The sequence below is a fragment of the Streptomyces varsoviensis genome (genome assembly GCF_000718635.1).
Classification (GTDB): Bacteria; Actinomycetota; Actinomycetes; order Streptomycetales; family Streptomycetaceae; genus Streptomyces; species Streptomyces varsoviensis.
This window is the reverse complement of record NZ_JOBF01000011.1, coordinates 84,740-105,927: the sequence shown is the minus strand read 5'-3', so window position 1 is coordinate 105,927 and position 21,188 is coordinate 84,740. Positions and strand designations below refer to the sequence as shown.

Here is a 21,188-nt window from a genome sequence, read left to right as displayed (position 1 = left end):
AGCAGGAATTGAGCGTGAACGACGCCGCGCCCCGGAGGTCGGGTTCCTCGTTTACGGCCCTTTGGCGGCTCGGTCCGTATTTACGGCCGGTCGGGGTGCCGGTGGCCGGGGCCGCCGCGGCCACGCTGGCCGCGCTGCTGTGCGGCCTCACCATCCCCTTGGTCACGCAGCGCATCATCGACGGCCCGCTGACCAACGGCCGGACCGGGCAGGCGATATGGCTGATTCTTCTCGTCGCGGCGCTCGGCGCGGCCGAGGCCGGCTGCTTCTACGGGCGCCGCAAGCTCATCGCGCGGCCCACCGCCCTGGTCGAGTCGCGCATGCGGGCCGACCTCTTCCGGCATCTGCTGCGGCTGCCGATCGGCTTCCACGAGCACTGGCAGTCGGGCCAGTTGCTCTCCCGCGCCGTCAACGACCTGGTCACGCTGCGGAAGTTCCTGGCGTTCGCCGCCGTCTTCCTGGTGGTCAACTCGCTGACCCTGCTGGTCGGGCTCGCCCTGCTGTTCTCCATCGAGCCGTCGCTGGCCCTGGTCGGGCTGTGCAGCTTCGCGCCCCTGCTGCTGGTCTCCTTCTTCTTCGAGACCCGCTACAAGGCGGCGGCCCGTGAAGTCCAGGACCAGACGGGACATTTCACGACCATCGTCGAGGAGACGATGCTGGGCATCCGGGTGCTGCGCTCCTTCGGGCAGGGCAGGGCGCGCGCCCGCGTCTTCCGCGACCAGGCCCGGCTGCTGCGCCGCGGCGAGATGCGGATCGTACGGATCATGGCCGCGCTCTCCACGGCGCTGCTGATCCTCCCCGAGCTGGGCATCGCCGGGCAGCTCGCGCTGGGCGGCACGGGCATCGCCCACGGCACCCTCACCCTCGGCGACCTGGTGGCCGCCGTCACCGTCAGCACGTATCTGCGCTGGCCCACCGAGTGCATCGGCTGGGCGCTCGCCGAGACGAGCACGGCCGCCGCGGCCTGCGACCGGTACTGGGAGATCCGCGACACCGAACCCGACATCACCGACCCGCCGCGGCCCCGGCCCGCCGCCCAGCCGGTGCGCGGCGCGCTGCGGTTCGAGAACGTGTCCTTCCAGCATCCCGGCGCGGACCGGCCCGTCCTGCGCGGCGTGGACCTGGAGATCCGGCCCGGCGAGACCCTCGCCCTGGTCGGCGCCACCGGCTCCGGCAAGACGACCCTGGCGGGGCTCGTCCCGCGGATGGCCGACGTGAGCGCCGGCCGGATCACCGTCGACGGCGTCGACATCCGCGAACTGGCCCTCACCGAGCTGCGCACCATCGTCGGCTGCGCCTTCGAGGACCCGATGCTCTCCTCCCTGACCATCCGCGACAATGTGGCGCTCGGCGCGCCGGACGCCACCGACGACGAGATCCGCGCCGCGCTGCGCACCGCGAGCGCCGAGGAATTCGTCGACGCGCTCGGCCCGGACGGGCTGGGCACCCGCATCGGCGAGCAGGGGCTGTCGCTCTCCGGCGGGCAGCGGCAGCGGCTCGCGCTCGCCCGCGCCATCGTGGGCCGCCCCGCCCTGCTGGTGCTCGACGACCCGCTGTCCGCCCTGGACCTGCACACGGAGGCCGAGGTCGAACGGGCGCTGCGCCGCGTGCTGCGGAACTCGACGGCGCTGGTCGTCGCGCACCGGCCCAACACCGCGCGGATGGCGGACCGCGTCGCCGTCCTCGCCGACGGCCGGATCGCGGCGCTGGGCACCCACCGGGAACTCCTGGACTCCAGCGCCCACTACCGCTCCCTGATGTCGGTCACCCCGCTGCGTACGCCGGGCGCCCCCGACGGCGAGGTGATGAGCCGATGAGCGGCGGCGAGCCGGCGGCGGAGGTCCTGGAGCCCGTGTCCGCCGCTGTCCCCGAGGCCCCCGCGCGTACCGCGGACACCGAGGCCGTGGAGGACGCGGCGGTACTGGACCGGGCCACCCACCGCCGCGTGCGCAGGCGCTCCCGCGCCCTCCTCTACTCCCTGCTGCGCCCCTGGCGGTGGCAGGTGGTCGTGGCGATGGCCGCGCTGATCCTGGAGAACGTGGCCCAGCTCATCGGCCCGCTGCTCATCGCGCAGGCCATCGACCACGGCATTCCGCGGGCCGTCGCCGGGGACTCCGGCCGGCTGATGTGGTGCGTCGCGGGCTTCACGGGGTGCGGGGTGCTGGCGGCGGCGGCCCGGTTCGGGTTCTTCCGGCTGTCCGGCGCCATCGGCCAGTCGCTGCTGCTGGATCTGCGCACCCGCATCTTCCAGCACGCGCGCCGGCTGCCGGTGGCCTTCCACGAGTCGTACACGTCGGGGAAGGTCATCTCCCGGCTGACCTCCGACATCGACGCGGTGCGCGATCTCGTCGAGGGGAGCCTGGACGGGCTGCTGACCTCGCTGCTGACGGTGGCGGGCATCACCGTGCTGCTGCTCTGGCTGGACCTGCCGCTCGCCCTGATCGTGCTCGTGTCCATCGTGCCGCTGGTGATGATGACGCGCTGGTTCCGGGAGCGGTCGCAACGCGCGTACCGCCGGGCCCGCAACACCGTCGCGGACATCATCACGCAGTTCGGCGAGACGATGAACGCGGTACGGGCGGTGCAGGCGTTCCGCGCGGAGCGCCGCAAGCACGCCGCGATGAACGACCTCAACGAGGTGTTCCGGGACGCGCACACGGAGGCGCTCGGCGTGGTGGCGCGCTATACCGCCGGGGTCCGGCTGGCGGGCAACATCGCGCTCGCGCTGGTGCTGGCGCTCGGCTGCTGGCGGGTGAACGAGGGGGCGCTGCCGCTGGGCGTCCTCACCGCGTTCGTGCTCTACCTGCGCCGGTTCTACGACCCGCTGGACGAGCTGGCGACGTTCACCAACTTGTACGCGGCGGCGAGCGCGGCGCTGGAGAAGATCTCCGGCTTCCTCGCCACACCGTCCTCGGTGCCGGAGCCCGAGGCCCCGAAGCCGCTGCCCGCCGACCGGCCCGGCCGTGGCCGGCTGGTCTTCCGCGCGGTGGACTTCCGCTACGCGGCGGACGGCCCGGTGGTGCTGCACCGCCTGGACCTGACCATCCCGGCCGGGCAGACGGTCGCCGTGGTGGGCGCGACGGGCGCGGGCAAGTCCACCATCGGCAAGCTCGCCGCCCGCTTCTACGACCCGTCCAGCGGCCAGGTGCTGCTGGACGGCGTCGACCTGCGGGAAATCGCCGACGCGGACCTGCGGCGCGAGCTGACGCTGGTGACGCAGGAGAACTTCCTGTTCACGGGGACCATCGCGGAGAACATCGCGCTGGCGCGGCCGGGCGCGAGCCGGGCCGAGGTCCGGGCGGCGGCGGAGGCGATCGGCGCGGACGCGTTCATCTCGGGGCTGCCCGACGGGTACGACACGGAGGTCCGTAAGCGCGGCAACCGGCTGTCGGCGGGCCAGCGGCAGATGGTGGCGCTCACCCGCGCCTTCCTCGCCGACCCGACCGTCCTGCTGCTGGACGAGGCCACGTCCAGCCTGGACATCCCGACCGAGCTGACGGTGCAGCGGGCGCTGGGCGCGCTCCTCGCCGACCGCACCGCGGTGATCATCGCGCACCGGCTGTCCACGGTCCTGGCCGCCGACCGCGTCCTGGTCCTGGAGCACGGCCGGGTCGTGGAGGACGGCTCCCCCCGCGAACTGGCCGTCGCGGGCGGCCCGTTCGGCCTCCTCTACGCCCGGTGGTCGGCGTCGCTCGGCGAGGACGCGGACCCGGACCGCCCGGGCGCCGCGCCGGGCGCGCGGTAGACGAAGTCCGGCACGGGCCCGGCCGCGCCGCCGGGCCCGTCGTCGACGAGGTCGCGTACGAGGCGGTGGTCGGGGGAGAGCGCGCAGGCCGGGTCCGTACGGGCGGCGTCCCCGGTCAGCGCGTACGCCTGGCAGCGGCAGCCGCCGAAGTCCGCGGTGCGCCGGGCGCACGTACGGCACGGGTCGCGCATCCAGTCCGTGCCGCGGTAGGCGTTGAACGCCGCGGAGCGGTCCCAGATCCACTCCAGCGAGTGGTCGCGGAGACTGGGCGGGTCGAGGCCGGGCAGGGCGGCGGCGACCGGGCAGGGCAGCACGGTGCCGTCGGGGGCGACGGTCAGCGAGCGCGCGCCCCAGCCGCCCATGCACGGCTTCGGTTCGCCGCCGAAGTAGTCGGGCACCACCCACACCAGGTCCGGGCCGCCCGCCCGGCGGCGCCGCTCGACGGTCTCCCGGGCCCGGTCGAGCTGGGCGCGGGTGGGCAGCAGCGCGGCCCGGTTCTCCAGCGCCCAGCCGTAGAACTGGGTGTTGGCCAGCTCGATCCGCTCCGCGCCCCAGTCCTCGGCGAGGTCGATGAGGGCGTCCACCGCGTCGAGGTTGGCGCGGTGCAGCACCACGTTGAGGCCGAGCGGCAGCCCGGCGTCCCGTACGACGGCCGCCGCCCGCTCCTTGTCGGCGAAGGATCTGCGGCCGCCGATCCGGTCGGAGGCCGCCGCGTCGGCGTGCTGGACGGACAGTTGCACGCTGCGCAGCCCGGCGTCCGTCAGGGCGGCGAGGCGGGCGGCGGTGAGGCCGACGCCGCTGGTGACGAGCTGGGTGTAGAGGCCGGCGGCCGCGGCGGCGCCGACGATCTCCGCGAGGTCGGCGCGGAGCAGCGGCTCGCCGCCGGAGAGGTGGGTCTGTACGACGCCGAGCGCACCGGCCTGCCGCATCGCGTCCCGCCACTCATCGGTGGTCAACTCGGCTGATCTGCGGGTGAGTTCCAGCGGGTTGGAGCAGTACGGGCAGTGCAGCGGGCAGCCGTGGGTCAGCTCGGCGAGCAGCGCCCAGGGGCGCGGGGCGGGGGTCATCGCAGCCAGCCCTCCCCGCGTACCCGGTCGAGGAAGCGCGGTGCCTCGGCGGCCACGGGCGCGCCGGGGTAGCGCGCCTCCAGTTCCCCGACGATGGCGGACACGTCGCGGTCGCCGTCGCACAGCCGCAGGATCTGTGCGGCGGTGTCGCTGAGGACCACCACCCGCTCGGGCAGCAGCAGGAGTTCCGCGTCGCGCACCGCGTCGTGCCGGAGCATGGCCGCGGGGACGAGCGCGGGCCGCCAGTCGTTCACGCCGGGGGCCCCTCGTCACCGATTTCGCTGCCGTCCGCGTGGTCCACCGCGTCGAGCAGGGACCACAGGACATCGCATTTGAAGGCGAGCGCCGCCACCGCCCGGTCCCGCTGCTCCTCCGTACGGGCCCACTCCAGGACGAGCGCCAGCGCCTCCTTGCTGTCGCGGCTGCCCTGCCCGACGCGGGTGCGGAAGTATGCGAGTCCGTCGGCCTCGATCCAGGGGTAGTGCCGTTCGAAGGCGTCGATGCGGGTGCGCATGATGTCGGGGGCGGAGAGTTCGGTGAGGGAGGCGGCGACGGCCTCCAGCGGGGAGCGGAGCCGGCAGAAGTTGACGTAGCCGTCCACGGCGAGCCGCACGCCGGGCAGTACCCCGTCGGCGTCGAGCAGTCGCTCCCTGGTGAGCCCGGCGGCCTCGCCGAGGCGCAGCCAGCGTTCGATGCCGCCCTCGCCGTCGGCGCCGCCGTCGTGGTCCTGGATGCGCCGCACCCACATGCGGCGCAGCGCCGGGCTGTCGAACTTGGCGGTGATCAGGGCGTCCTTGACGGGGATGGCGCGCTGGTAGTGGAAGCGGTTGCGGATCCAGCGGCGCAGCTCGTCGGGGGTCAGTTCGCCGTCGTGCATACGGCGGTTGAACGGGTGGCGGTCGTGGTAGCGCCGTGCCACGACATCCCGCAGCCGCTCTTCCAGCGTGCTCACAGTTCGATCACCATTCCGTCGGCGGCCGCCTCGATGCCCCATTCCGCCAGGAGTTTGTGTTCCTCGGCGGCCGGGTCACCCAGGGGGTTGGTGTTGTTGAGGTGGGTGTAGAGACAGCGGGCGTCGAGGCCGCGCAGCCGGCGCGCGGTGCCGTGCGGGCCGTCGATCGGCAGGTGACCCATGGCCGTTGAGGTCCGCTCGGTGAATCCGGCGCGCCTCGGTTCGTGGTCGTCCCAGAAGGTTCCGTCGACGATCACGCAGTCCGCCTCGGCGGCGGCCCGCTGGAGGGCGTCGGGCCAGGCGGCGAGGGCGGGAGCGTAGACGAGGGTGCCGCCCGTCGCGCGGTCGGCGAGGCGCAGCGCGACGACCCAGTCGTCGGCGGGCGCGTCATCGGCCGCGTAGCGCGGCCTCTTGCTCGCCACCGGAATGGCGCTGATCTCCAACGGGCCGCCCTCGATCAGTGGTTGAGGGGTGTGCGGCAGCGGTCGCCAGGAGATGCCGGTGTACGGGCCGAGGATGTCGCCCAGCCGCAGCCGCTCCAGCAGCGCGCCTCGTACGGGCCCGGTGGCCAGCACGTCCAGGGCGCGGGCCTCGCGCAGCCGGGCGATGCCGAGGGTGTGGTCCAGTTCGGCGTCGGTGAGCACGACGCCCGCCACGGGGGTGTCGCGGTGCCCGGGGCCGGGGTGGAGTTCGGGGTGCGATTCGATCTGGTCGCCGATGTCGGGGGTGGCGTTCACCACGTACCAGCGGGCGTCGTCGGCCCGCACGGCGAGAGAGGCGTGGCGGCGGACGCGCTGCGGATGGCGGCGTGCCCCGGAGCACCCGGGGCACGCGCAGTTCCATTGGGGCAGCCCGCCGCCCGCCGCGGTGCCGAGCACGCGCAGCAGCATGGCGGGGCGCTCAGCGGGCGGACAGGGAGTAGGCGGTGACTTCGAGGCCGGTCTCGATGATCTCGTAGTCCGGGGTGGTCCAGACGGTGTGGCCGGCGCCGGGCGCCTGGTCGGCGGGGGCGGCGGGGGGCGTCCGGTCCTGGGTGTCGTGCTGGGTCATGTGCGGTGCCTGCCTTTCGATGGGGGGATTCTCACGGTCGGTCGTGGGGGTCGGGCCGTGCCCGGCGCGTCAGGGGCTTCCTCCCTTCCGGTGTCCGGCGGCGGGCGTGGCGTAGCCGGTGCCCGGCCATGCCTCGTCGACGCGCAGGCGCTGGTAGCGGGCGGTGTCGGACGGGGCGGCGTGGGTGCTCAGCACCTCCAGCCGCAGATACCGGGCGGTGGTCGCGGGCAGGTCGATGAAGGCGACGGCGCGGTGGCTGGGCAGGGTGCCGGTCTTCACCGGGCTCCCCCAGGTACGGCCGTCCTCGCTCGCGTACACCCGGTAGTCCTTGATCCGCGCGGACTGCTCGGTGGCGGAGCGCGCGTAGCTCACCGAGTCCTCGCGCTGGTTGAGGGCGAGGTAGCGGACGGTCCGGTCCGCGCCGAGGTCGAAGCGGAGCGAGACCGGGAGGGTCTTCGCGCTGTCCCAGTAGGTGCGGTAGTCGCCGTCGGCCGCCGCCGGGGCCGGGTGGCCGTCCGCGGCGGCGTCGGCGCTCATCCGGTACGAGCCGGGCGGCAGGACGCCCGTACGGCCGGCGGTCCGCACCTGGAAGACGGTGTCGTACGGGTCCCAGCCGCCCGTACGGGTCAGGGTGAGCGCGCCGCCGGACTGGGTGAACGGGACGGGCCGGCCGGTGCGCAGGTCGCTCACGGCCGCCACCCGGTAGCCGTTGTCGCGGACGCGCAGGGCGCCGCCGGCCGGTGGCGTGAGGACGTGGAGGTAGTGCTGGTCGGGGTCGGTCCTGCTGACGGTCGTGACGCCGTACGCGCCGTCGTTCCACTGCCCCGGCTGGAGGCCGCCGTGGAGGTAGCCGCCGCCCTCGGTGCCGTTCAGGGACGGCCAGATCTTGTCGAGATATCGGTCGGCGAAGTCGTTGAACGCCTCCTGCTTCGCCGGGAAGCGCCCGCCCACCTGCGCCGTCTCCGCCATGAGCGCCTTGATGGAGGAGCCGGCGTTGGTGACGAGGCGGCCGAGGGTGAGCGCCCGGTCGACGGCGGGGTCGGAGCCGTCGTACCACCAGGCCCCCTTGGAGGGGAGCTTGAAGTCGGCCTCGATGAGCCGGGGCGCAGCGGTATAGACGGCCTGCGGGTAGTCGTACGCCGGGGACATGCCGGTCTTCTGCTCATTGCTGATCATGTCCATGATCGGCGTGTCCTCGTTGTTGTTGCTGAGCGTGTACTCCGGACGCTCCTCGCGGACGCGCTCGTAGAGGCCGTGATCGAGCCAATAGTCGTTGTCGTTGTCGATCCAGAACCCGCCGAGCCGCGGGTAGCGGTCCATCACTTCGAGGAAGTTGTCGTACGAGTACTCCCCGAAGCCTTCCCGCTCCGTGAGGTCGATGTCGCGGCCCTTGTAGCGGGAGTAGGCGGCCGAGTCGAGCCATTCGTGGCCGCCCTGGTCGTGCCACTGAGGGTCGTCGGTCATATAGAGGATGACCTGGAGGCCCTTCGCCCGCGCCGCCGTGATCAGTTCGCCGAGGAAGTCCCGCTTCGTGCTGCACGAGCCGGGGATCTTGGACGGCCAGGCGCGGGCGTAGCCGAGGCGGCTGTGGAAGGTGGCGAGGACGAGGTATTGCGCGTGCAGCTTCTGGGCCTCGCGCACCCAGTACTCCGGGGTCCAGCCGCCCTTGGTGACGTCGGACTCCCACTGGGCGCAGTCGGTGTGCTGCGGGTACGTCCGCTCGCCCCAGTGCAGGAAGAGGCCGGAGACCGAGCCGCGCAGGAAGTCCTGGCGCGGGTGCTCCACCTCGGCGCGCGCCGCGCCGGGCAGGGCGAGCAGCCCGAGCAGCAGCGCGAGGACCGCGGTCAGTCGGGTGAGCGCTCGCCGCCCGCTCATGCCGCTCCTCCTTTACGCGAGCCGTCGCGCTCGGGCGCCGCTGGGTGCCGCAGTTCCTCGTACATGATCAGGAAGGCTCCGAGCCCGTGGAAGTCGTTGGTCGCGCGCGGGCGTTTGACGTAGAAGCCGTAGTCGCCGACGTTGGTGCCCACCGAGATGCCGGACAGCTCGGTCCGCCCGTCGCCGCCGAGCGAGATCCGCTCCAGCACCCCTTGGAGGCCGCGCTCCGCGACGGCCGCGTAGCCCGCGTCGAGGTAGCCCTGGCGGGCGCCGCGCGCGAGGGCGAAGGTGAACATGCTGGAACAGGAGGTCTCGGTCCAGTTGTCGGACCGGTCGCCCTTGTCGATGACCTGGAACCAGCGGCCGGTGGCGGGGTCCTGGTACTTCTCCAGCCCGGCGGCGAGCCGCCGCAGGATGGCCAGGAGCCGGGCGCGGCCGGGGTGGTCCGCGGGGATGGCGTCGAGAACATTGACAGCCGCCATGGAGTACCAGCCGACGGCGCGGCACCAGCTCTCCGGCGAGCGTCCGGTCTTCTCGTCCGCCCAGCCCGCCGTCCGCGACTCGTCGTAGGCGTGCTTGAGCAGTCCGTCGCGCCCCTGCAAGTGGCCGCCGTAGGCCGTGAGTTGCCGGGCGGCCTCGTCGTAGGCGTAGGCCCGGTCGCCGAACTCGCGCGCGTACTCGACCAGGAAGGGGTTGACCATGTACACCCCGTCGCCCCAGAGCTGATGCGCCCGGCTGGCGGCCGTGGCGTGCCAGAAGCCGCCGTCGACGGTGCGCGGATAGGTGTCGAGCCGCTTGCGGATCTTCTGCGCGGCGATCCGGTAGCGGTCCTCGCCCGTCTCGTGGTGCAGGGCGACGAGCAGCCGCCCGGCCTGCATGCTGTCGAGGCTGTTGAACCCCTGCCCGATCTTCCCGTCGCTCGCTACGAACCGGTCCACGTACTCCTTGATGTACGACAGGAGGCGCGGCTCGCGCGTGCGCTGGTAGACGAGGTACTGGCCATAGAGGTAGAGGCCGACGGGGTACGACCAGCCGCCGATGGTGGCCGGGGTGAAGCGCGCGAGGGTCGAGTCCACGACCGCCGCGGACCAGTCGGCGGCGGCGCGCGGGGCGGCCGCGATCGCGGCGGGGGCGGGGCGCGCCGGGGTGGCGTCGGCGGTGCCGGCGGCCGGTGCGGCGAGCGTGACCAGGGCGAGCGCGGCGGCGGTCAGGGCGCCGCGAAGTCCGTGTCTGCTGCTCATGGCGGGCGCCGCTAGCGGGGACTCGGTACGGGAGGGGCGGGCGTGCGTACGGGCGCGGGGGCCGTCGGCGCGTACGCGAGCGGCCCGCGTACGGACGCGGGGGCGGCCGTCGGCGCGGGGGCCGGCCGGGCGGGCGGAGGGGGCATCCGTACGGGCGCGGGGGCTGCGTTCATCGGGCCTGCCTTCCGGGTCGAGGGCGGTCCGCGGCGTGGGAGCCGTCGCGTCCGCGCGCGGGCAGTTCGGCGTCCCACCCGTCGCGCGAGGCGCTCTCCCCGAACCGCCTCCTGACCGACGGGTGGTGGGCGACGGCCGCCGTCCGTCGCGTTCCCTTCCGATGCAGAATCGCGAGTCGACAGGACACGGTCAAGAGGGCCGGGAACATTGGTCCGATCTATCATCAACCACCAGTGGGGTGGCGCGGGTTGACGGGAAGTAACGCCCAGCGGTCCACCAGGCTTCGCGGACGGGCCGGAAAGAGACCTCCTACCTTCCCCTCTCTTGACCCGCCCACGACAAGCCGGTACGTTCCGGCCGAACCGCCGAACCAGAAGGAAACCTTCCCATCACCCGACCTCCACTGGTGACCGGCCTCCCCCGGCTGTCCCGGCCTCCGAGCCGCACCAGCGCGCAACCTCCCGCACCGGCCATGGCGGCCGCGCCGAACCCGAGGCTCCGGCCGCGCTTCCCCATCGGAGACCCCCCATGCGCATACGTACCGGAGCCGCCCGACACGCCCTGACCGCCTCGGCGGCCGCGACGGCGCTCGCCGCCGGTCTGCTCCTGGCGACCGCCGACCCCGGCGGCGCGGCGGCGCCCCGCACGACGGCCGCGCCCAACACGGTGCCCGCGCCCCGTACCGCCGACTCCGTCCCCGGCGCCGTGAAGACCGTCTCGTCCGACTGGACGATCCCCTGGGGCCTGAGCTGGCTGCCCGACGGCTCGGCGCTGATCGCCGAGCGCGACTCCTTCAAGGTCTTCACGCTCTCCCAGTCGGGCGCGAAGAAGCAGGTCGGCAAGGTCCCCGAGGCCGTGACCACGGACGGCGAGGGCGGCCTCATGGGCGCGGCCGTCTCGCCGAACTGGAAGAACGACCACTACGTGTTCTTCATGCACACCGCGGCGGAGGGCAATCGCGTCGCCCGCATGACGTTCGACGGCACCAAGCTCAGCGACTACAAGGTGCTCGTCAAAGGCATCAAGAAGAACAGGTTCCACAACGGCGGGCGGCTGAAGTTCGGCCCGGACGGATACCTCTACGCGACGGCGGGCGACGCCCGCACAGCCGACCTCGCGCAGGACAAGTCCTCGCTCAACGGCAAGATCCTGCGCATGACCACCGACGGCAAGCCCGCCCCCGGCAACCCGTTCGGCACCCTCGTCTACTCCTACGGCCACCGCAATCCGCAGGGCCTCACCTGGGACCCGCAAGGGCGGCTCTGGGAGGCGGAGCTGGGCGACGCCACGTTCGACGAGCTCAACCTCATCGAGCCCGGCAAGAACTACGGCTGGCCCAAGTGCGAGGGCCAGTGCTCCACTTCGGGGATGACCAACCCCAAGCGCCAGTGGAAGGTCGGCGAGGCATCCCCGAGCGGCGTCACCTACGCCGACGGCGCGCTCTACATGGCGGCCCTCAAGGGCCAGCGCCTGTGGCGCATCCCGGTCGACGGCGCCGACGCGGGCACCCCGAAGGCATACTACACCAAGAACTACGGCCGGCTGCGTACGGTCGAGACGGTGCCCGGCAAGAACGCCCTCTGGCTCTCCACCACCAACGCCGACCTGGCCGGCCGCCAGCCCGCCGGCTCCGACAAGGTGTTCCAGATCGACCTGAAGTGATCGACCTGAAGTGATCGATTCGAAGGGACCGAGCCGAGCCACCCTGTCGGGAACCTTGAGGAGCGAGGTCAGGTGACGATGTGAGCCCGGTTCACGCTACGGGGCCAGTGTTCAGGGCCTGTTCATAACCGAGATCGAGCAAGGAGGTCCGGAGCTTGGCCGCGGCCTCGTCCAAAGCCGACTGGTCCTCCTCCTCTTTGACCTCGCTGAAATCGAAATCGGACATGTCCCAGACGGGGGCGACATGTATATGCAGGTGCGGCACCTCGAAGCCCGCGATGACCAGGCCGGCTCGGGGAGCGTTCCACGCCCGCTGCACCCCTTGCCCAACGGCCTGGGCCACCTCGAAGCAACGCGCCAGGAGGGCCCCGTCGGCATCCGTCCACCGGTCGATCTCACGCCGCGGCACGACAAGAGTGTGGCCAGGCCGCAACGGTGCGATGGTCAGAAAAGCGACGATCTCAGGGTCCTGCCAGACGAAACGCCCGGGCAGCTCACCAGCGATGATGCGAGAGAACAAAGTAGCCATCGTCGAATGTTGTCATGCCAGGCGGACGTCCCTGTCACTGGGAATCGAGAACAGGCTCTCCGAGGTCATCGGGCGGAGGCAATGAACGGTTGCTCCCTCGGCGTGGAGCGCGAGGGAGCGACCGGCCGGATCAGCGGCCCCGGGCTACCAGTTGGTGCCGATCTCCTTGCGGGTGCTGCCGCCCCCGATGGAGCCCTTGCCGTCACCTGCGTAGAAGAACAGCTTCCGGGTGTCGTTCTCGACCGCGAGCAGATCGGTCTTCCCGTCGCCGTCGAAGTCCCCGGCGGTCAGCTCGCGCATGCTGTCCCAGTTGGTGCCGATCTCCTTGCGCGTACTGCCGCCGCCGACACCGCCCGCACCGTCGCCCGGGTACAGGAACAGCTTCCCGCTGCCGCTCTCCACGGCGAGCAGGTCCCTCTTCCCGTCGCCGTCGAAGTCACCGGCGGTCAGCCCCTGCATGCTGTCCCAGTTGGTCCCGATCTCCTTGCGGGTACTGCCGCCCCCGATGGAGCCCTTGCCGTCACCGGCATAGAAGAACAGCTTCCCCGTCTCCTGCTCCACGCCGACGACATCCGTCTTGCCGTCGCCGTTGAAGTCACCGGCGGTCAGGTCCTGCATGCTGTCCCAGTTGGTGCCGATCTCCTTGCGCGTACTGCCGCCGCCGACACCGCCCGCACCGTCACCGGGGTACAGGAACAGCTTCCCGCTGCCGCTCTCCACAGCGAGCAGGTCCGTCTTCCCGTCGCCGTCGAAGTCCCCGGCCACCAGGTTCCGCATGCTGTTCCAGTTGGTACCGATCTCCTTGCGCGTGCTGCCCCCGCCAATACCGCCCTTGCCGTCGCCCGGGTAGAAGAAGAGCTTGCCCGTCTCCTGTTCCACGCCGATGACATCGGCCTTGCCGTCGCCGTTGAAGTCGCCCGACGCCAGGTCGTGCATCCCGACCGGGCCCGCTGACGCGCTGACGTCGACGTAGTTGCGGTCGATGCCGAGCCGCACGCCGCCGTACGTCTCGCTGATGTCGCCCCGGTACTGGTGGACGCGCTGGGCCGCCCACTGCCCGGAGCCCTGGGGCAGGCCCATCGACGCGTCGCCCACGCCCGCGACGCCGTCCCAGTTCGCCGACCACAGCACATCGGGCGAGGTGTAGGCGCCCTTGCCGTACTGGGCGCTGAGCGCCGGGACGCCGGAGGACTTGGCGACGTACGCGCCGGAGCGGTAGCCCAGGCCGTGCAGGCGCTCGGTCCACGCGGCGAGATACGACAGCACCGGCTTGTCCCACGTGGCGCGGTCGTTGTAGTTCTCCACGTCGTTGTAGAGCACGGTGCCCGGGCCGTGGCCGAGCGCCTTGGCCGCCGCCACGGCGCCGTCCGCGGCCTGGCGGCCCTGGTCGGCGGCGGTGGCGGGCGAGGTGGAGAGGCGGTGCGCCTTGTTCCAGGGCTGCGGGCCGACCCAGATCGGCATCAGGTGCCAGCCGGCCGCCGCCTGCGTGCGTACCCATCCGGCGCTGAGCTGCGGCTGGGCGCAGGCGCGGGCCTCGCCGCCGATGTAGATGCCCACGGCGCGGTACGGGGAGTCGGCGCGCCACGCGGTCATCTGGGACTGGGTCGGCGCGGTGCAGGCGTCGAACCCGGCGCCCTGGTACCCGCCCTGCGCGAGCGGCGCGGCGGCCGGCCCGGCGAGGGGGCTCGGCAGGCGGCGGGGGCGCTCGTGACGCGGGGTGGACGCGAGGACCGCCGTCTCGATGACCCGCTCCGGCACGTCGGCGGATTCCCCGTACGAGACGGTGGCCATGAGCCCCGGCTGCCTCAGGTCGTAGCGGATCTCGTTGCTCGGCGCCTTGGCGTGCCGGGCGGGCAGTGCGGTGCCGGTGTCGACGGGGACCGTGGGGATGTCCGCGCGGGGCGGCGTGCCGTCGGCCGGCTCCAGGTGGAGGGTGTCGGCGCGCTCGACCGCCGCGCCGCGCCCCGTGCACTGGGTCTGGTCGCCCGCGTGGCCGAGGTAGAGGGTCGGTCGGTCGAGGCGCAGGCACGCCTCGGGGGTCTTCTCCAGGTCGACGACTCTCCAGTCGCGCGGGACGGCGAGCCGCGTTCCCCGGTATTCGACGGTGTTGGCGTCGGAACCGTCGGCGGCCAGCGCGGCCGGGGCGGCGACGGACAGGGCCAGCGCCGGGGCCAGCACCGCGCCGAGGAGGCGGGGGCGGAAGGGTATGCGCAAGGACATGGCACTCCAGAGGTGAGGCGGTGGGCTGCGACTCCGGGCGCCGCGTGCACGCCGGAAGGCGGTACGTGCACGCCGGAAGGCGGTACGTGTGTGCCGGAAGGCGGTGCGGCGCCCGGAGTCGCTGTACGTCCGTGGCTGACGGGCAGTCAGGACCTGACCTGCGGTCGGGCGGCCGGTGAGAGCGGCCGGCCCGTCAGCCGATCAGCAGCCGGTCAGCCGGTCACCAGTTGGTGCCGATCTCCTTGCGGGTGCTGCCCCCGCCGATGCCGCCCTTGCCGTCGCCGCCGTAGAAGAACAGCTTCTGGGTGTCGTTCTCGATGGCCAGCAGGTCGGTCTTGCCGTCGCCGTCGAAGTCGCCCGCGGTCAGCCCGCGCATGCTGTCCCAGTTGGTGCCGACCTCCTTGCGGGTGCTGCCGCCGCCGATACCGCCCTTGCCGTCACCGGGGTAGAGGAAAAGCTTTCCCGTGCCCTTTTCGACCGCGAACAGATCGGTCTTCTTGTCGCCGTTGAAATCACCGGCGGCGAGGGACTGCATGGTGTTCCAGTTGGTGCCGATCTCCTTGCGGTTTCCGCCGCCGCCAATGCCGCCCTTACCGTCGCCCGGGTAGAGGAAAAGCTTCCCCGTCTCCTGTTCCACGGCCACGACGTCGGTCTTGCCGTCGCCGTTGAAGTCGCCGGCCACGAGGTCGTGCATGCTGTCCCAGTTGGTACCGATCTCCTTGCGCGTGCTGGCACCGCCGACGCCGCCCTTTCCGTCACCGGGGTAGAGGAAGAGCTTGCCCGTCGACCGTTCCACGGCGAGCAGGTCCGCCTTGCCGTCGCCGTCGAAGTCACCGGCCACGAGGTCCTGCATGCTGTCCCAGTTGGTACCGATCTCCTTGCGCGTGCTGCCGCCGCCGATGGAGCCCTTGCCGTCGCCGGCGTAGAAGAACAGTTTTCCGCTCTCCTGTTCCACGGCCACGACGTCGGTCTTGCCGTCGCCGTCGAAGTCCGCCGACGTCAGGTTCGTCATCCCCACGAGCGCGTCGTCCTCGATGCCGTTGAAGCGCAGGGGCTTGAACGCCTCGGGGTTGCTGCCGTTGAAGTACGGATACGGGATCACGCGGTGGTGCACGCCACTCCAACTGAACTCGTAACCCCAGTAGGAGGACTGGGAGGAGTCGGCCCACTTCTCGAAGAGCGTGATGTGCCCGTACTTGCCGGGGTTGGGGTTGTTCAGCGCGTCGCCGGGCTTGAGCTCGGCCTTGGTGATCCAGTGGGCGACGCCGTTGGGCACGAAGGTGTTGGTGGCCTGGCCGGGCTTGGCGATCCCCCAGGCCATGGAGACGAAGCCGGAACAGTCGGTGCGGTAGCCCTGGTAGGAGCCGTCCATGTTGTACGGGAGCCCCTTGCCGACCCACGACTGGGCGCGGGCGAGGGCCTCGCTGCGCTTCATGGCCGGGGCGGCCAGCCGGGCCTTGGCGGCGGCGCCCTGCGGCATCGGGGCCACGGCCCCCTGGCCCGCGCTGCCGTAGTCGCCCCGCGGCTGCGGGGACACCGACGCGGGAACGGGAGCCGCATTCACCGCCGGCGCCGTGGCCGCGGTCGTGGCCAGGACGGCGGCCGTGGCCGTGAGAACTGCGAGCGTGGATCTGCGGGCTATACCGACGATGGGCATGCTGCTCTCTTTCCTGATATTGGGCGGCCTTCAGCTAAACGGCACGGCGAGAAGGCAGCGCGAATTCGACGCGGGGCCGCAAGGGTCGACGAATTTCCCCGCACCCGGCACGCGGGCATGGAGGGGCCACCGCGGGGGCGCGCCGGGAGAGACGTCTCGTCTGCGTTCCGGCGGTGCTTAATGCGAACTGGGTGAACGTTAAGGAGGGGGTGAAAGCAGCGCAACCCCCAGGATTTAACGCCACATTGCCCACCAAGCAGCGACAAAAGGTGCGTACTCAAGAGGCGCGAGCGCCAGGAGGGATTCCAGGGGCACTCCGCATCCCGAGAGCCCGGAGAGGCGCGGCTACACCACCCGAAAGTCCACCAAACGCCGCCATACACAAGGGAGTTGAGAAAATATCCAGCGGCACATCGCGCACGACCCCACACATCCGGAGCGCATTCGTCCGCCATGCCCGCAAATGACGGGCCGACAGGCCGAATAGCGGGAGATGGCCGGAGAGTTGTAATCATCCCGTGACGGAATGTGGAACTCAGCCCTCCGACTTCACGTAGAGCACCCGCAAGATCACCCAAAGTGACGCCGCATACCGTCACGAAATCCCGTCGAAAGCACTTCGAGAAAGCCGGGCGATTTCCTCGGGAGCATGTATGGTGGCGGCCGTATGACGCGAAGTCAGCGCCCGGTTCGGGGTGGGAATCCCGGAATCGGGGCTGAATGCGGTGCGGCGTCGGCCCTTTCGCCGTGCGAGGCGAGGCCGACGGACCCACCGCGCCACGAGCGATGATCCGGTACCACAGACCCATAGGGGTTTATCCGTGATGACTTCTTCTCTTACGCCCCGCCGTCTGCTCTCGTTCGCAGCGGCAACCGCCATGGCCGTCATCGGCGCTTCGCTGTCCGTCGGCGCGCCCCCGGCCGAGGCCGCCGCCGTCAGCACCTGGGACAAGGTCGCGCAGTGCGAGAGTTCCGGCGACTGGGGCATCCACGACGGCAACGGCTATTACGGCGGGCTGCAGTTCGCGCTCAGTACGTGGAGAGCCTTCGGCGGCACCGAGTACGCGGCGTATCCACACCAGGCCACCAAGCGGGAACAGATCCTGATCGCCGAGCGGGTGCTGGCGGGCCAGGGCCCCGGCGCCTGGGGCTACTGCGGCCGCAAGGCCGACCTCGGCAGCGACCACCGCGACCCGTACCCCGACCGCCCCACTCCCCCGGACGCGCTGTTCCTCTACCCGGGCGACGGCAAGGGCTCCATCGGCGGCGGCAGCACCCGCAAGGAAATCGGCACCAACTGGAACACCATGCAGGACCTGGCCGCCGGCGACTTCGACGGCGACGGCAAGACGGACCTCGTCGCCGTCGAGAACAGCACGGGGAAGCTGTTCCTGTACCCGGGCGACGGCAAGGGCGGGCGACGGCAAGGGCTCCATCGGCGGCGGCAGCACCCGCAAGGAAATCGGCACCAACTGGAACACCATGCAGGACCTGGCCGCGGGTGACCTCAATGGCGACGGCAAGACGGATGTCGTCGGCGTGGAGCAGGAGACCGGGAAGCTCTTCTTCTACCCCGGCGACGGCAAGGGCGGCATAGGGGGCGGCAGCACCCGCAAGGAGATCGGGACCAACTGGAACAGCATGCGGGAGCTGACCATGGGCGACTTCGACAAGGACGGCAAGGCCGATCTCCTCGCCGTCGAGAACAGCACCAAGAAGCTGTTCTTCTACGCGGGTGACGGCAAGGGCTCCATCGGGGGCGGCGGCACGCGCAAGGAGATCGGCACCAACTGGTAGCCGGGGCCGCATGGGTGAACTCATCTGCCCCACCGCCGAGTTCGCCCCTCGGGTGCGCCTCGCCGCCCGCGAGGCGCACCCCGGGACCGTACGACGCCCACGGCACCGTACGCATGGATTATTGACCGACCGTTCTCGATATGCCAGAGTTCCCGACGTGGCAAGGACCAAGGAATTCGACCCGGACGCCGCGCTGCAGTCGGCCGTGGAGCTGTTCTGGCGGCGCGGCTACGAGGCGACGACGATGGCGGACCTCGTGCAGCACGTCGGCATCGCGCGGGCGAGCATCTACGCGACCTTCGGCGGCAAGCGCGAGCTGTACCTCAAGGCGCTCGAACGGTACGGGGAGCAGCGGACGCCGCCGCTGGTCGAGGAGTTGTCCCAGCCGGGGCCGGCGCTGCCCGCCGTACGGGCGGTGGTGCGCCGCTTCGCCGACGAGTCCGCCCGCGACGAGCTGCGGCGCGGCTGCTTCGTGGCGAACACGGCGGTGGAGCTGGCCCCGCACGACTCGGCGGCGGCGCGCCGGGTCGAGGCCAACTGGAACAGCATGGAGACCGCGCTCACCTCGGCCCTTTTGCGTGCCAAGGCACAGGGGGAGCTCGCCGCCGACCGGGACCCCGCGGCGCTCGCCCGGCTGCTGCTCGTCCTGCTCCAGGGCATGCGCGTGGTCGGCAAGTCGGGCGGCGAGCCGGCCCGGCTGCGGGACGCGGCGCGGCAGGCCCTGTCACTGCTGGACTGAGAAAGCGCGGACCTGGAAGCGCCCCGCTTTTTCATGCCCTCATTCGAGACCGTTCGTTCTCGTATTTCGTGAGTCTCGCGCCTTGCTCACTTGCACCTCGCTCACGTCACTGATCACCCGAACCTCCGTGGAGGAGCCCACCATGACCGCACGCTTCACCGGCAAGACCGTCCTCGTCACCGGCGGCGGCACCGGCATCGGGCGCGGGATCGCCCTCGCCTTCGCCCGCGAGGGCGCGAACGTCGTCGTCTCCGGCCGCCGGGCCGAGCCGCTGAAGGAGACCGTGGCCCTCATCGAGGCGGCGGGCGGCGGCGCCGCGGCCGTCACCGCCGATGTGACGGACGCGCGGGAGGTGACTCATCTGGTCGAGGAGACCGTGGCCCGCTTCGGTTCGCTCGATGCCGCCGTCAACAACGCCGGGGTGTTCGTGCCGCCGGCGCCGGTCGCCGACATCCCCGAGGCGGACTTCCGGCGCGCCATGGACGCCAACGTCACCGGCGTCTTCCTCTCCCTCCAGCACGAGATCGCCCATATGCGGGCCCATGGCGGCGGTGCCATCGTGAACGTCTCGTCCAACCTCGGCGCGCACCAGCGGGTGCCGGGGCTCGGCGCGTACGTGGCGAGCAAGGCCGCCCTGTCCGCGCTGACCCGCAACGCGGCGCTCGACCACATCGCCGACGGGGTGCGGATCAACGCGGTCAGCCCGGGCAAGGTGGACGCTCCCATGTCCACGCTGCCGGGCGAGAGCCCGGAGCAGAAGACCGCGCGCATGCGGCGCGAGATGCCCACCGGCCGGGCCGCCGCCACGGGCGAGATCGCCGCCGCCGTCCTCTACCTCGCGTCGGAAGAGGCCGCGTCCACGGTCGGCGCGGACTTGGTCGTCGACGGCGGCGCCACGGCCTGACGGCGGGCCGCCATCCACACGTAGACCAGGACGCCGGCGAAGAGGAACAGCACGCCCTGGTAGATCGCGGCGTAGCCGGCGCCCGCGACCAGCCAGAAGGAGAAGCCGAAGCCCGCGACGGCGAGCACGACATCCCGCGCGAAGCCGCCCGTACGGACCTGTTCGCGCCGCCCCGTCAGCAGGAAGTAGAGCTGCGCGGCGGCGGCGAGCAGATAGGGCACGGTGGCCGAGAAGGTGGTGATCAGGACGAGGATCTTGAAGACGCCGCCGGAGCCCGAGACGTAGTTGACGACGGTGAGCAGCGAGGCGAGGACCGTGCCGACCAGCACGCCGAAGGTGGGCACGCCGCGCCGCCGGCGGGCGAAGGAGACCGGGAACAGCCCGTCCTTCGCGGCGGCGTAGGGGGCCTGCGCGCTCATCAGCGTCCAGCCGTTGAGGGCGCCGACGATGGAGACGACGGCGGCGACGGCGATGACCGTGCCGCCCCACCGGCCGCCGAACATCACGTCGACCGCCTCGGAGAAGGGGGCGGTGGAGGTGACGAGCCTGTCGTGGGAGACCGTGCCGAAGACGGCGACGGTGCCGAGCAGGTAGACGACGGCGGCGCCGATGACGCCGAGCACGCTGGCCCGGCCCACGTTCCGCTCCGGGTCGCGGACCTCGCCGGCGCTCATGGCCGCCGACTCGACGCCCACGTAGCTGTAGAGCAGGATCGCGGCCGCGGCCGAGAGCCCGCCGATGGCGCTGCCGCCGCCCTCGTTGAACGCGCCGAGCTTGTGCGGGTCGAAGAAGAAGAGGCCGACGACGGCGACGAAGAGCAGCGGTACGAACTTCAGCACCGTGGAGACGAGCTGGACCGCGCCGACCCAGCGGGTGCCCGCGAAGTTGGCGAGGGCGGGCAGCCAGAGCGCGACGAGGGCGACCGTGAGGTCCTCGCCCATGGAGTGCCGGTCGCCCGCCAGTACGTGGAAGTAGCCGACCCCGGCCACGGCGAGCGCGGCGTTGCTGACCCAGGTCATCGTCCAGTACGACCAGGCGGACAGGAATCCGGCGAAGTCGCCGAAGGCCGAACGCGCGTAGACATACGGCCCGCCGGTGCGCGGATCGCGCCGGGCGAGCCGCCCGAAGACGAGCGCGAGCGCGATGGCCCCGAGGGTCAGGACGCCGAAGGCGACGAGGCTGACGGTGCCGAACGGGGCGACCGAGGCGGGCAGCAGGAAGATGCCGCCGCCGATGATGTTCCCCATGACCAGGGCGGTCGCGGTGGCGAGCCCGAAGCGGCGGGTGTGGGTGCCGTCGGTGTCGTGCATGCGGTGGTGCGCCTCTCGTCGTGCAGGCCCCCGTATGGTTCCGGGTGACAGAACATGCTCACCGAACCACGCCGCACGGACAAATCACCGCGTTTCCTTGCGCGAGGCGCTGTCCGCGGCCGTAAAACGTCCAGCGATCACCGCACGCCGCGACGATTCGTCCATCGCCCTGCCCGCGGTACGGGCGGCGGTACGGCGAATGGCGCGCACGGGCCGTACGCCGGATCGCGGGTACGGGATACGCGCGGAACGCGGACACCGGATCG

At 71.8% G+C, this 21,188-nt stretch carries 18 protein-coding genes; 7 read left to right on the top strand and 11 right to left on the bottom strand.

Annotated elements, in window-relative coordinates; all coding sequences use genetic code 11:
* The first annotated feature begins 14 nt into the window (after positions 1–14).
* Positions 15–1,817, top strand: coding sequence for an ABC transporter ATP-binding protein (locus tag IF55_RS16805; RefSeq protein ID WP_051776088.1), 1,803 nt, complete (start codon positions 15–17; stop codon positions 1,815–1,817).
* Positions 1,814–3,745 (top strand): ABC transporter ATP-binding protein, encoded by a 1,932-nt coding sequence (locus IF55_RS16800; RefSeq protein WP_078644527.1) that lies wholly within the window; start codon positions 1,814–1,816, stop codon positions 3,743–3,745. Before IF55_RS16805 ends, IF55_RS16800 begins: the two co-directional genes overlap by 4 nt.
* Here IF55_RS16800 and pqqE read toward each other — a convergent pair.
* The 7 genes from pqqE to IF55_RS16770 all read right to left on the bottom strand — a co-directional run bounded on the left by pqqE (position 3,670) and on the right by IF55_RS16770 (position 9,930).
* Positions 3,670–4,812 (bottom strand): pyrroloquinoline quinone biosynthesis protein PqqE, encoded by a 1,143-nt coding sequence (gene pqqE / locus IF55_RS16795; RefSeq protein ID WP_048832071.1) that lies wholly within the window; start codon positions 4,810–4,812, stop codon positions 3,670–3,672. The genes IF55_RS16800 and pqqE overlap by 76 nt on opposite strands.
* Positions 4,809–5,066 carry a pyrroloquinoline quinone biosynthesis peptide chaperone PqqD gene (gene pqqD / locus IF55_RS16790; RefSeq protein ID WP_030877249.1) on the bottom strand — a complete coding sequence of 86 codons (258 nt, stop codon included), beginning with the start codon at positions 5,064–5,066 and terminating at the stop codon, positions 4,809–4,811. Before pqqD ends, pqqE begins: the two co-directional genes overlap by 4 nt.
* Complete coding sequence (gene pqqC, locus IF55_RS16785) at positions 5,063–5,806, bottom strand: pyrroloquinoline-quinone synthase PqqC (RefSeq protein ID WP_048832070.1); 744 nt, start codon at positions 5,804–5,806, stop codon at positions 5,063–5,065. Before pqqC ends, pqqD begins: the two co-directional genes overlap by 4 nt.
* On the bottom strand, positions 5,761–6,654 hold the full coding sequence (pqqB, locus tag IF55_RS16780) for a pyrroloquinoline quinone biosynthesis protein PqqB (protein ID WP_030877251.1): 894 nt from the start codon (positions 6,652–6,654) through the stop codon (positions 5,761–5,763). The genes pqqC and pqqB overlap by 46 nt, the downstream gene beginning before the upstream one ends.
* A gap of 10 nt (positions 6,655–6,664) precedes the next feature.
* A complete protein-coding gene (pqqA, locus tag IF55_RS36335) occupies positions 6,665–6,814 on the bottom strand; it encodes a pyrroloquinoline quinone precursor peptide PqqA (RefSeq protein WP_063763978.1) in 150 nt (49 codons plus the stop codon).
* A gap of 69 nt (positions 6,815–6,883) precedes the next feature.
* Positions 6,884–8,689 (bottom strand): discoidin domain-containing protein, encoded by a 1,806-nt coding sequence (locus IF55_RS16775; protein WP_030877253.1) that lies wholly within the window; start codon positions 8,687–8,689, stop codon positions 6,884–6,886.
* The gene (locus IF55_RS16770; protein WP_048832069.1) at positions 8,686–9,930 is read right to left on the bottom strand and encodes a glycoside hydrolase family 88/105 protein; all 1,245 of its coding nucleotides are present in this window, start codon (positions 9,928–9,930) and stop codon (positions 8,686–8,688) included. Before IF55_RS16770 ends, IF55_RS16775 begins: the two co-directional genes overlap by 4 nt.
* A 702-nt stretch (positions 9,931–10,632) precedes the next feature.
* On the opposite strand from IF55_RS16770, the gene IF55_RS16765 reads away from it, so the two are divergent.
* Positions 10,633–11,766 carry a PQQ-dependent sugar dehydrogenase gene (locus IF55_RS16765; RefSeq protein ID WP_030877257.1) on the top strand — a complete coding sequence of 378 codons (1,134 nt, stop codon included), beginning with the start codon at positions 10,633–10,635 and terminating at the stop codon, positions 11,764–11,766.
* A 91-nt stretch (positions 11,767–11,857) separates the two neighbouring features.
* Here IF55_RS16765 and IF55_RS16760 read toward each other — a convergent pair whose 3' ends face one another.
* The 3 genes from IF55_RS16760 to IF55_RS16750 all read right to left on the bottom strand — a co-directional run bounded on the left by IF55_RS16760 (position 11,858) and on the right by IF55_RS16750 (position 16,172).
* Entirely contained in the window at positions 11,858–12,295 is a 438-nt protein-coding gene (locus IF55_RS16760; protein WP_030877259.1) for an HIT family protein, read from the bottom strand.
* A gap of 144 nt (positions 12,296–12,439) precedes the next feature.
* Positions 12,440–14,515, bottom strand: a complete 2,076-nt coding sequence (locus IF55_RS16755) for a glycoside hydrolase domain-containing protein (RefSeq protein ID WP_048832068.1) — start codon at positions 14,513–14,515, stop codon at positions 12,440–12,442.
* A gap of 220 nt (positions 14,516–14,735) precedes the next feature.
* Positions 14,736–16,172, bottom strand: a complete 1,437-nt coding sequence (locus tag IF55_RS16750; protein WP_048832067.1) for a C40 family peptidase — start codon at positions 16,170–16,172, stop codon at positions 14,736–14,738.
* An 824-nt stretch (positions 16,173–16,996) separates the two neighbouring features.
* On the opposite strand from IF55_RS16750, the gene IF55_RS41215 reads away from it, so the two are divergent.
* The 4 genes from IF55_RS41215 to IF55_RS16730 all read left to right on the top strand — a co-directional run bounded on the left by IF55_RS41215 (position 16,997) and on the right by IF55_RS16730 (position 19,612).
* On the top strand, positions 16,997–17,677 hold the full coding sequence (locus IF55_RS41215) for a transglycosylase family protein (protein ID WP_078644524.1): 681 nt from the start codon (positions 16,997–16,999) through the stop codon (positions 17,675–17,677).
* Positions 17,655–17,969: an FG-GAP repeat domain-containing protein gene (locus IF55_RS16740; RefSeq protein ID WP_048832066.1), complete on the top strand. Its 315-nt coding sequence runs from the start codon at positions 17,655–17,657 to the stop codon at positions 17,967–17,969. The genes IF55_RS41215 and IF55_RS16740 overlap by 23 nt, the downstream gene beginning before the upstream one ends.
* A gap of 157 nt (positions 17,970–18,126) precedes the next feature.
* Positions 18,127–18,708, top strand: a complete 582-nt coding sequence (locus IF55_RS16735; RefSeq protein WP_030877270.1) for a TetR/AcrR family transcriptional regulator — start codon at positions 18,127–18,129, stop codon at positions 18,706–18,708.
* A 142-nt stretch (positions 18,709–18,850) separates the two neighbouring features.
* A complete protein-coding gene (locus tag IF55_RS16730; protein ID WP_030877273.1) occupies positions 18,851–19,612 on the top strand; it encodes an SDR family NAD(P)-dependent oxidoreductase in 762 nt (253 codons plus the stop codon).
* On the opposite strand, the gene IF55_RS16725 is transcribed toward IF55_RS16730, so the two are convergent.
* Positions 19,540–20,922: an amino acid permease gene (locus IF55_RS16725; RefSeq protein ID WP_037963083.1), complete on the bottom strand. Its 1,383-nt coding sequence runs from the start codon at positions 20,920–20,922 to the stop codon at positions 19,540–19,542. The genes IF55_RS16730 and IF55_RS16725 overlap by 73 nt on opposite strands.
* Positions 20,923–21,188: the final 266 nt, after the last annotated feature.

Bases quoted from the DNA above. Each gene is read 5' to 3' on its own strand.
- IF55_RS16800 (WP_078644527.1), top strand. From the start codon at position 1,814: ATGAGCGGCGGCGAGCCGGCGGCGGAGGTCCTGGAGCCCGTGTCCGCC.
- pqqE (WP_048832071.1), bottom strand. From the start codon at position 4,812: ATGACCCCCGCCCCGCGCCCCTGGGCGCTGCTCGCCGAGCTGACCCAC.
- pqqC (WP_048832070.1), bottom strand. From the start codon at position 5,806: ATGGGGCATCGAGGCGGCCGCCGACGGAATGGTGATCGAACTGTGAGC.
- pqqB (WP_030877251.1), bottom strand. From the start codon at position 6,654: ATGCTGCTGCGCGTGCTCGGCACCGCGGCGGGCGGCGGGCTGCCCCAA.
- pqqA (WP_063763978.1), bottom strand. From the start codon at position 6,814: ATGACCCAGCACGACACCCAGGACCGGACGCCCCCCGCCGCCCCCGCC.
- IF55_RS16775 (WP_030877253.1), bottom strand. From the start codon at position 8,689: ATGAGCGGGCGGCGAGCGCTCACCCGACTGACCGCGGTCCTCGCGCTG.
- IF55_RS16770 (WP_048832069.1), bottom strand. From the start codon at position 9,930: ATGAGCAGCAGACACGGACTTCGCGGCGCCCTGACCGCCGCCGCGCTC.
- IF55_RS16765 (WP_030877257.1), top strand. From the start codon at position 10,633: ATGCGCATACGTACCGGAGCCGCCCGACACGCCCTGACCGCCTCGGCG.
- IF55_RS16760 (WP_030877259.1), bottom strand. From the start codon at position 12,295: ATGGCTACTTTGTTCTCTCGCATCATCGCTGGTGAGCTGCCCGGGCGT.
- IF55_RS16755 (WP_048832068.1), bottom strand. From the start codon at position 14,515: ATGTCCTTGCGCATACCCTTCCGCCCCCGCCTCCTCGGCGCGGTGCTG.
- IF55_RS16750 (WP_048832067.1), bottom strand. From the start codon at position 16,172: ATGCCCATCGTCGGTATAGCCCGCAGATCCACGCTCGCAGTTCTCACG.
- IF55_RS41215 (WP_078644524.1), top strand. From the start codon at position 16,997: ATGACTTCTTCTCTTACGCCCCGCCGTCTGCTCTCGTTCGCAGCGGCA.
- IF55_RS16740 (WP_048832066.1), top strand. From the start codon at position 17,655: ATGCAGGACCTGGCCGCGGGTGACCTCAATGGCGACGGCAAGACGGAT.
- IF55_RS16730 (WP_030877273.1), top strand. From the start codon at position 18,851: ATGACCGCACGCTTCACCGGCAAGACCGTCCTCGTCACCGGCGGCGGC.
- IF55_RS16725 (WP_037963083.1), bottom strand. From the start codon at position 20,922: ATGCACGACACCGACGGCACCCACACCCGCCGCTTCGGGCTCGCCACC.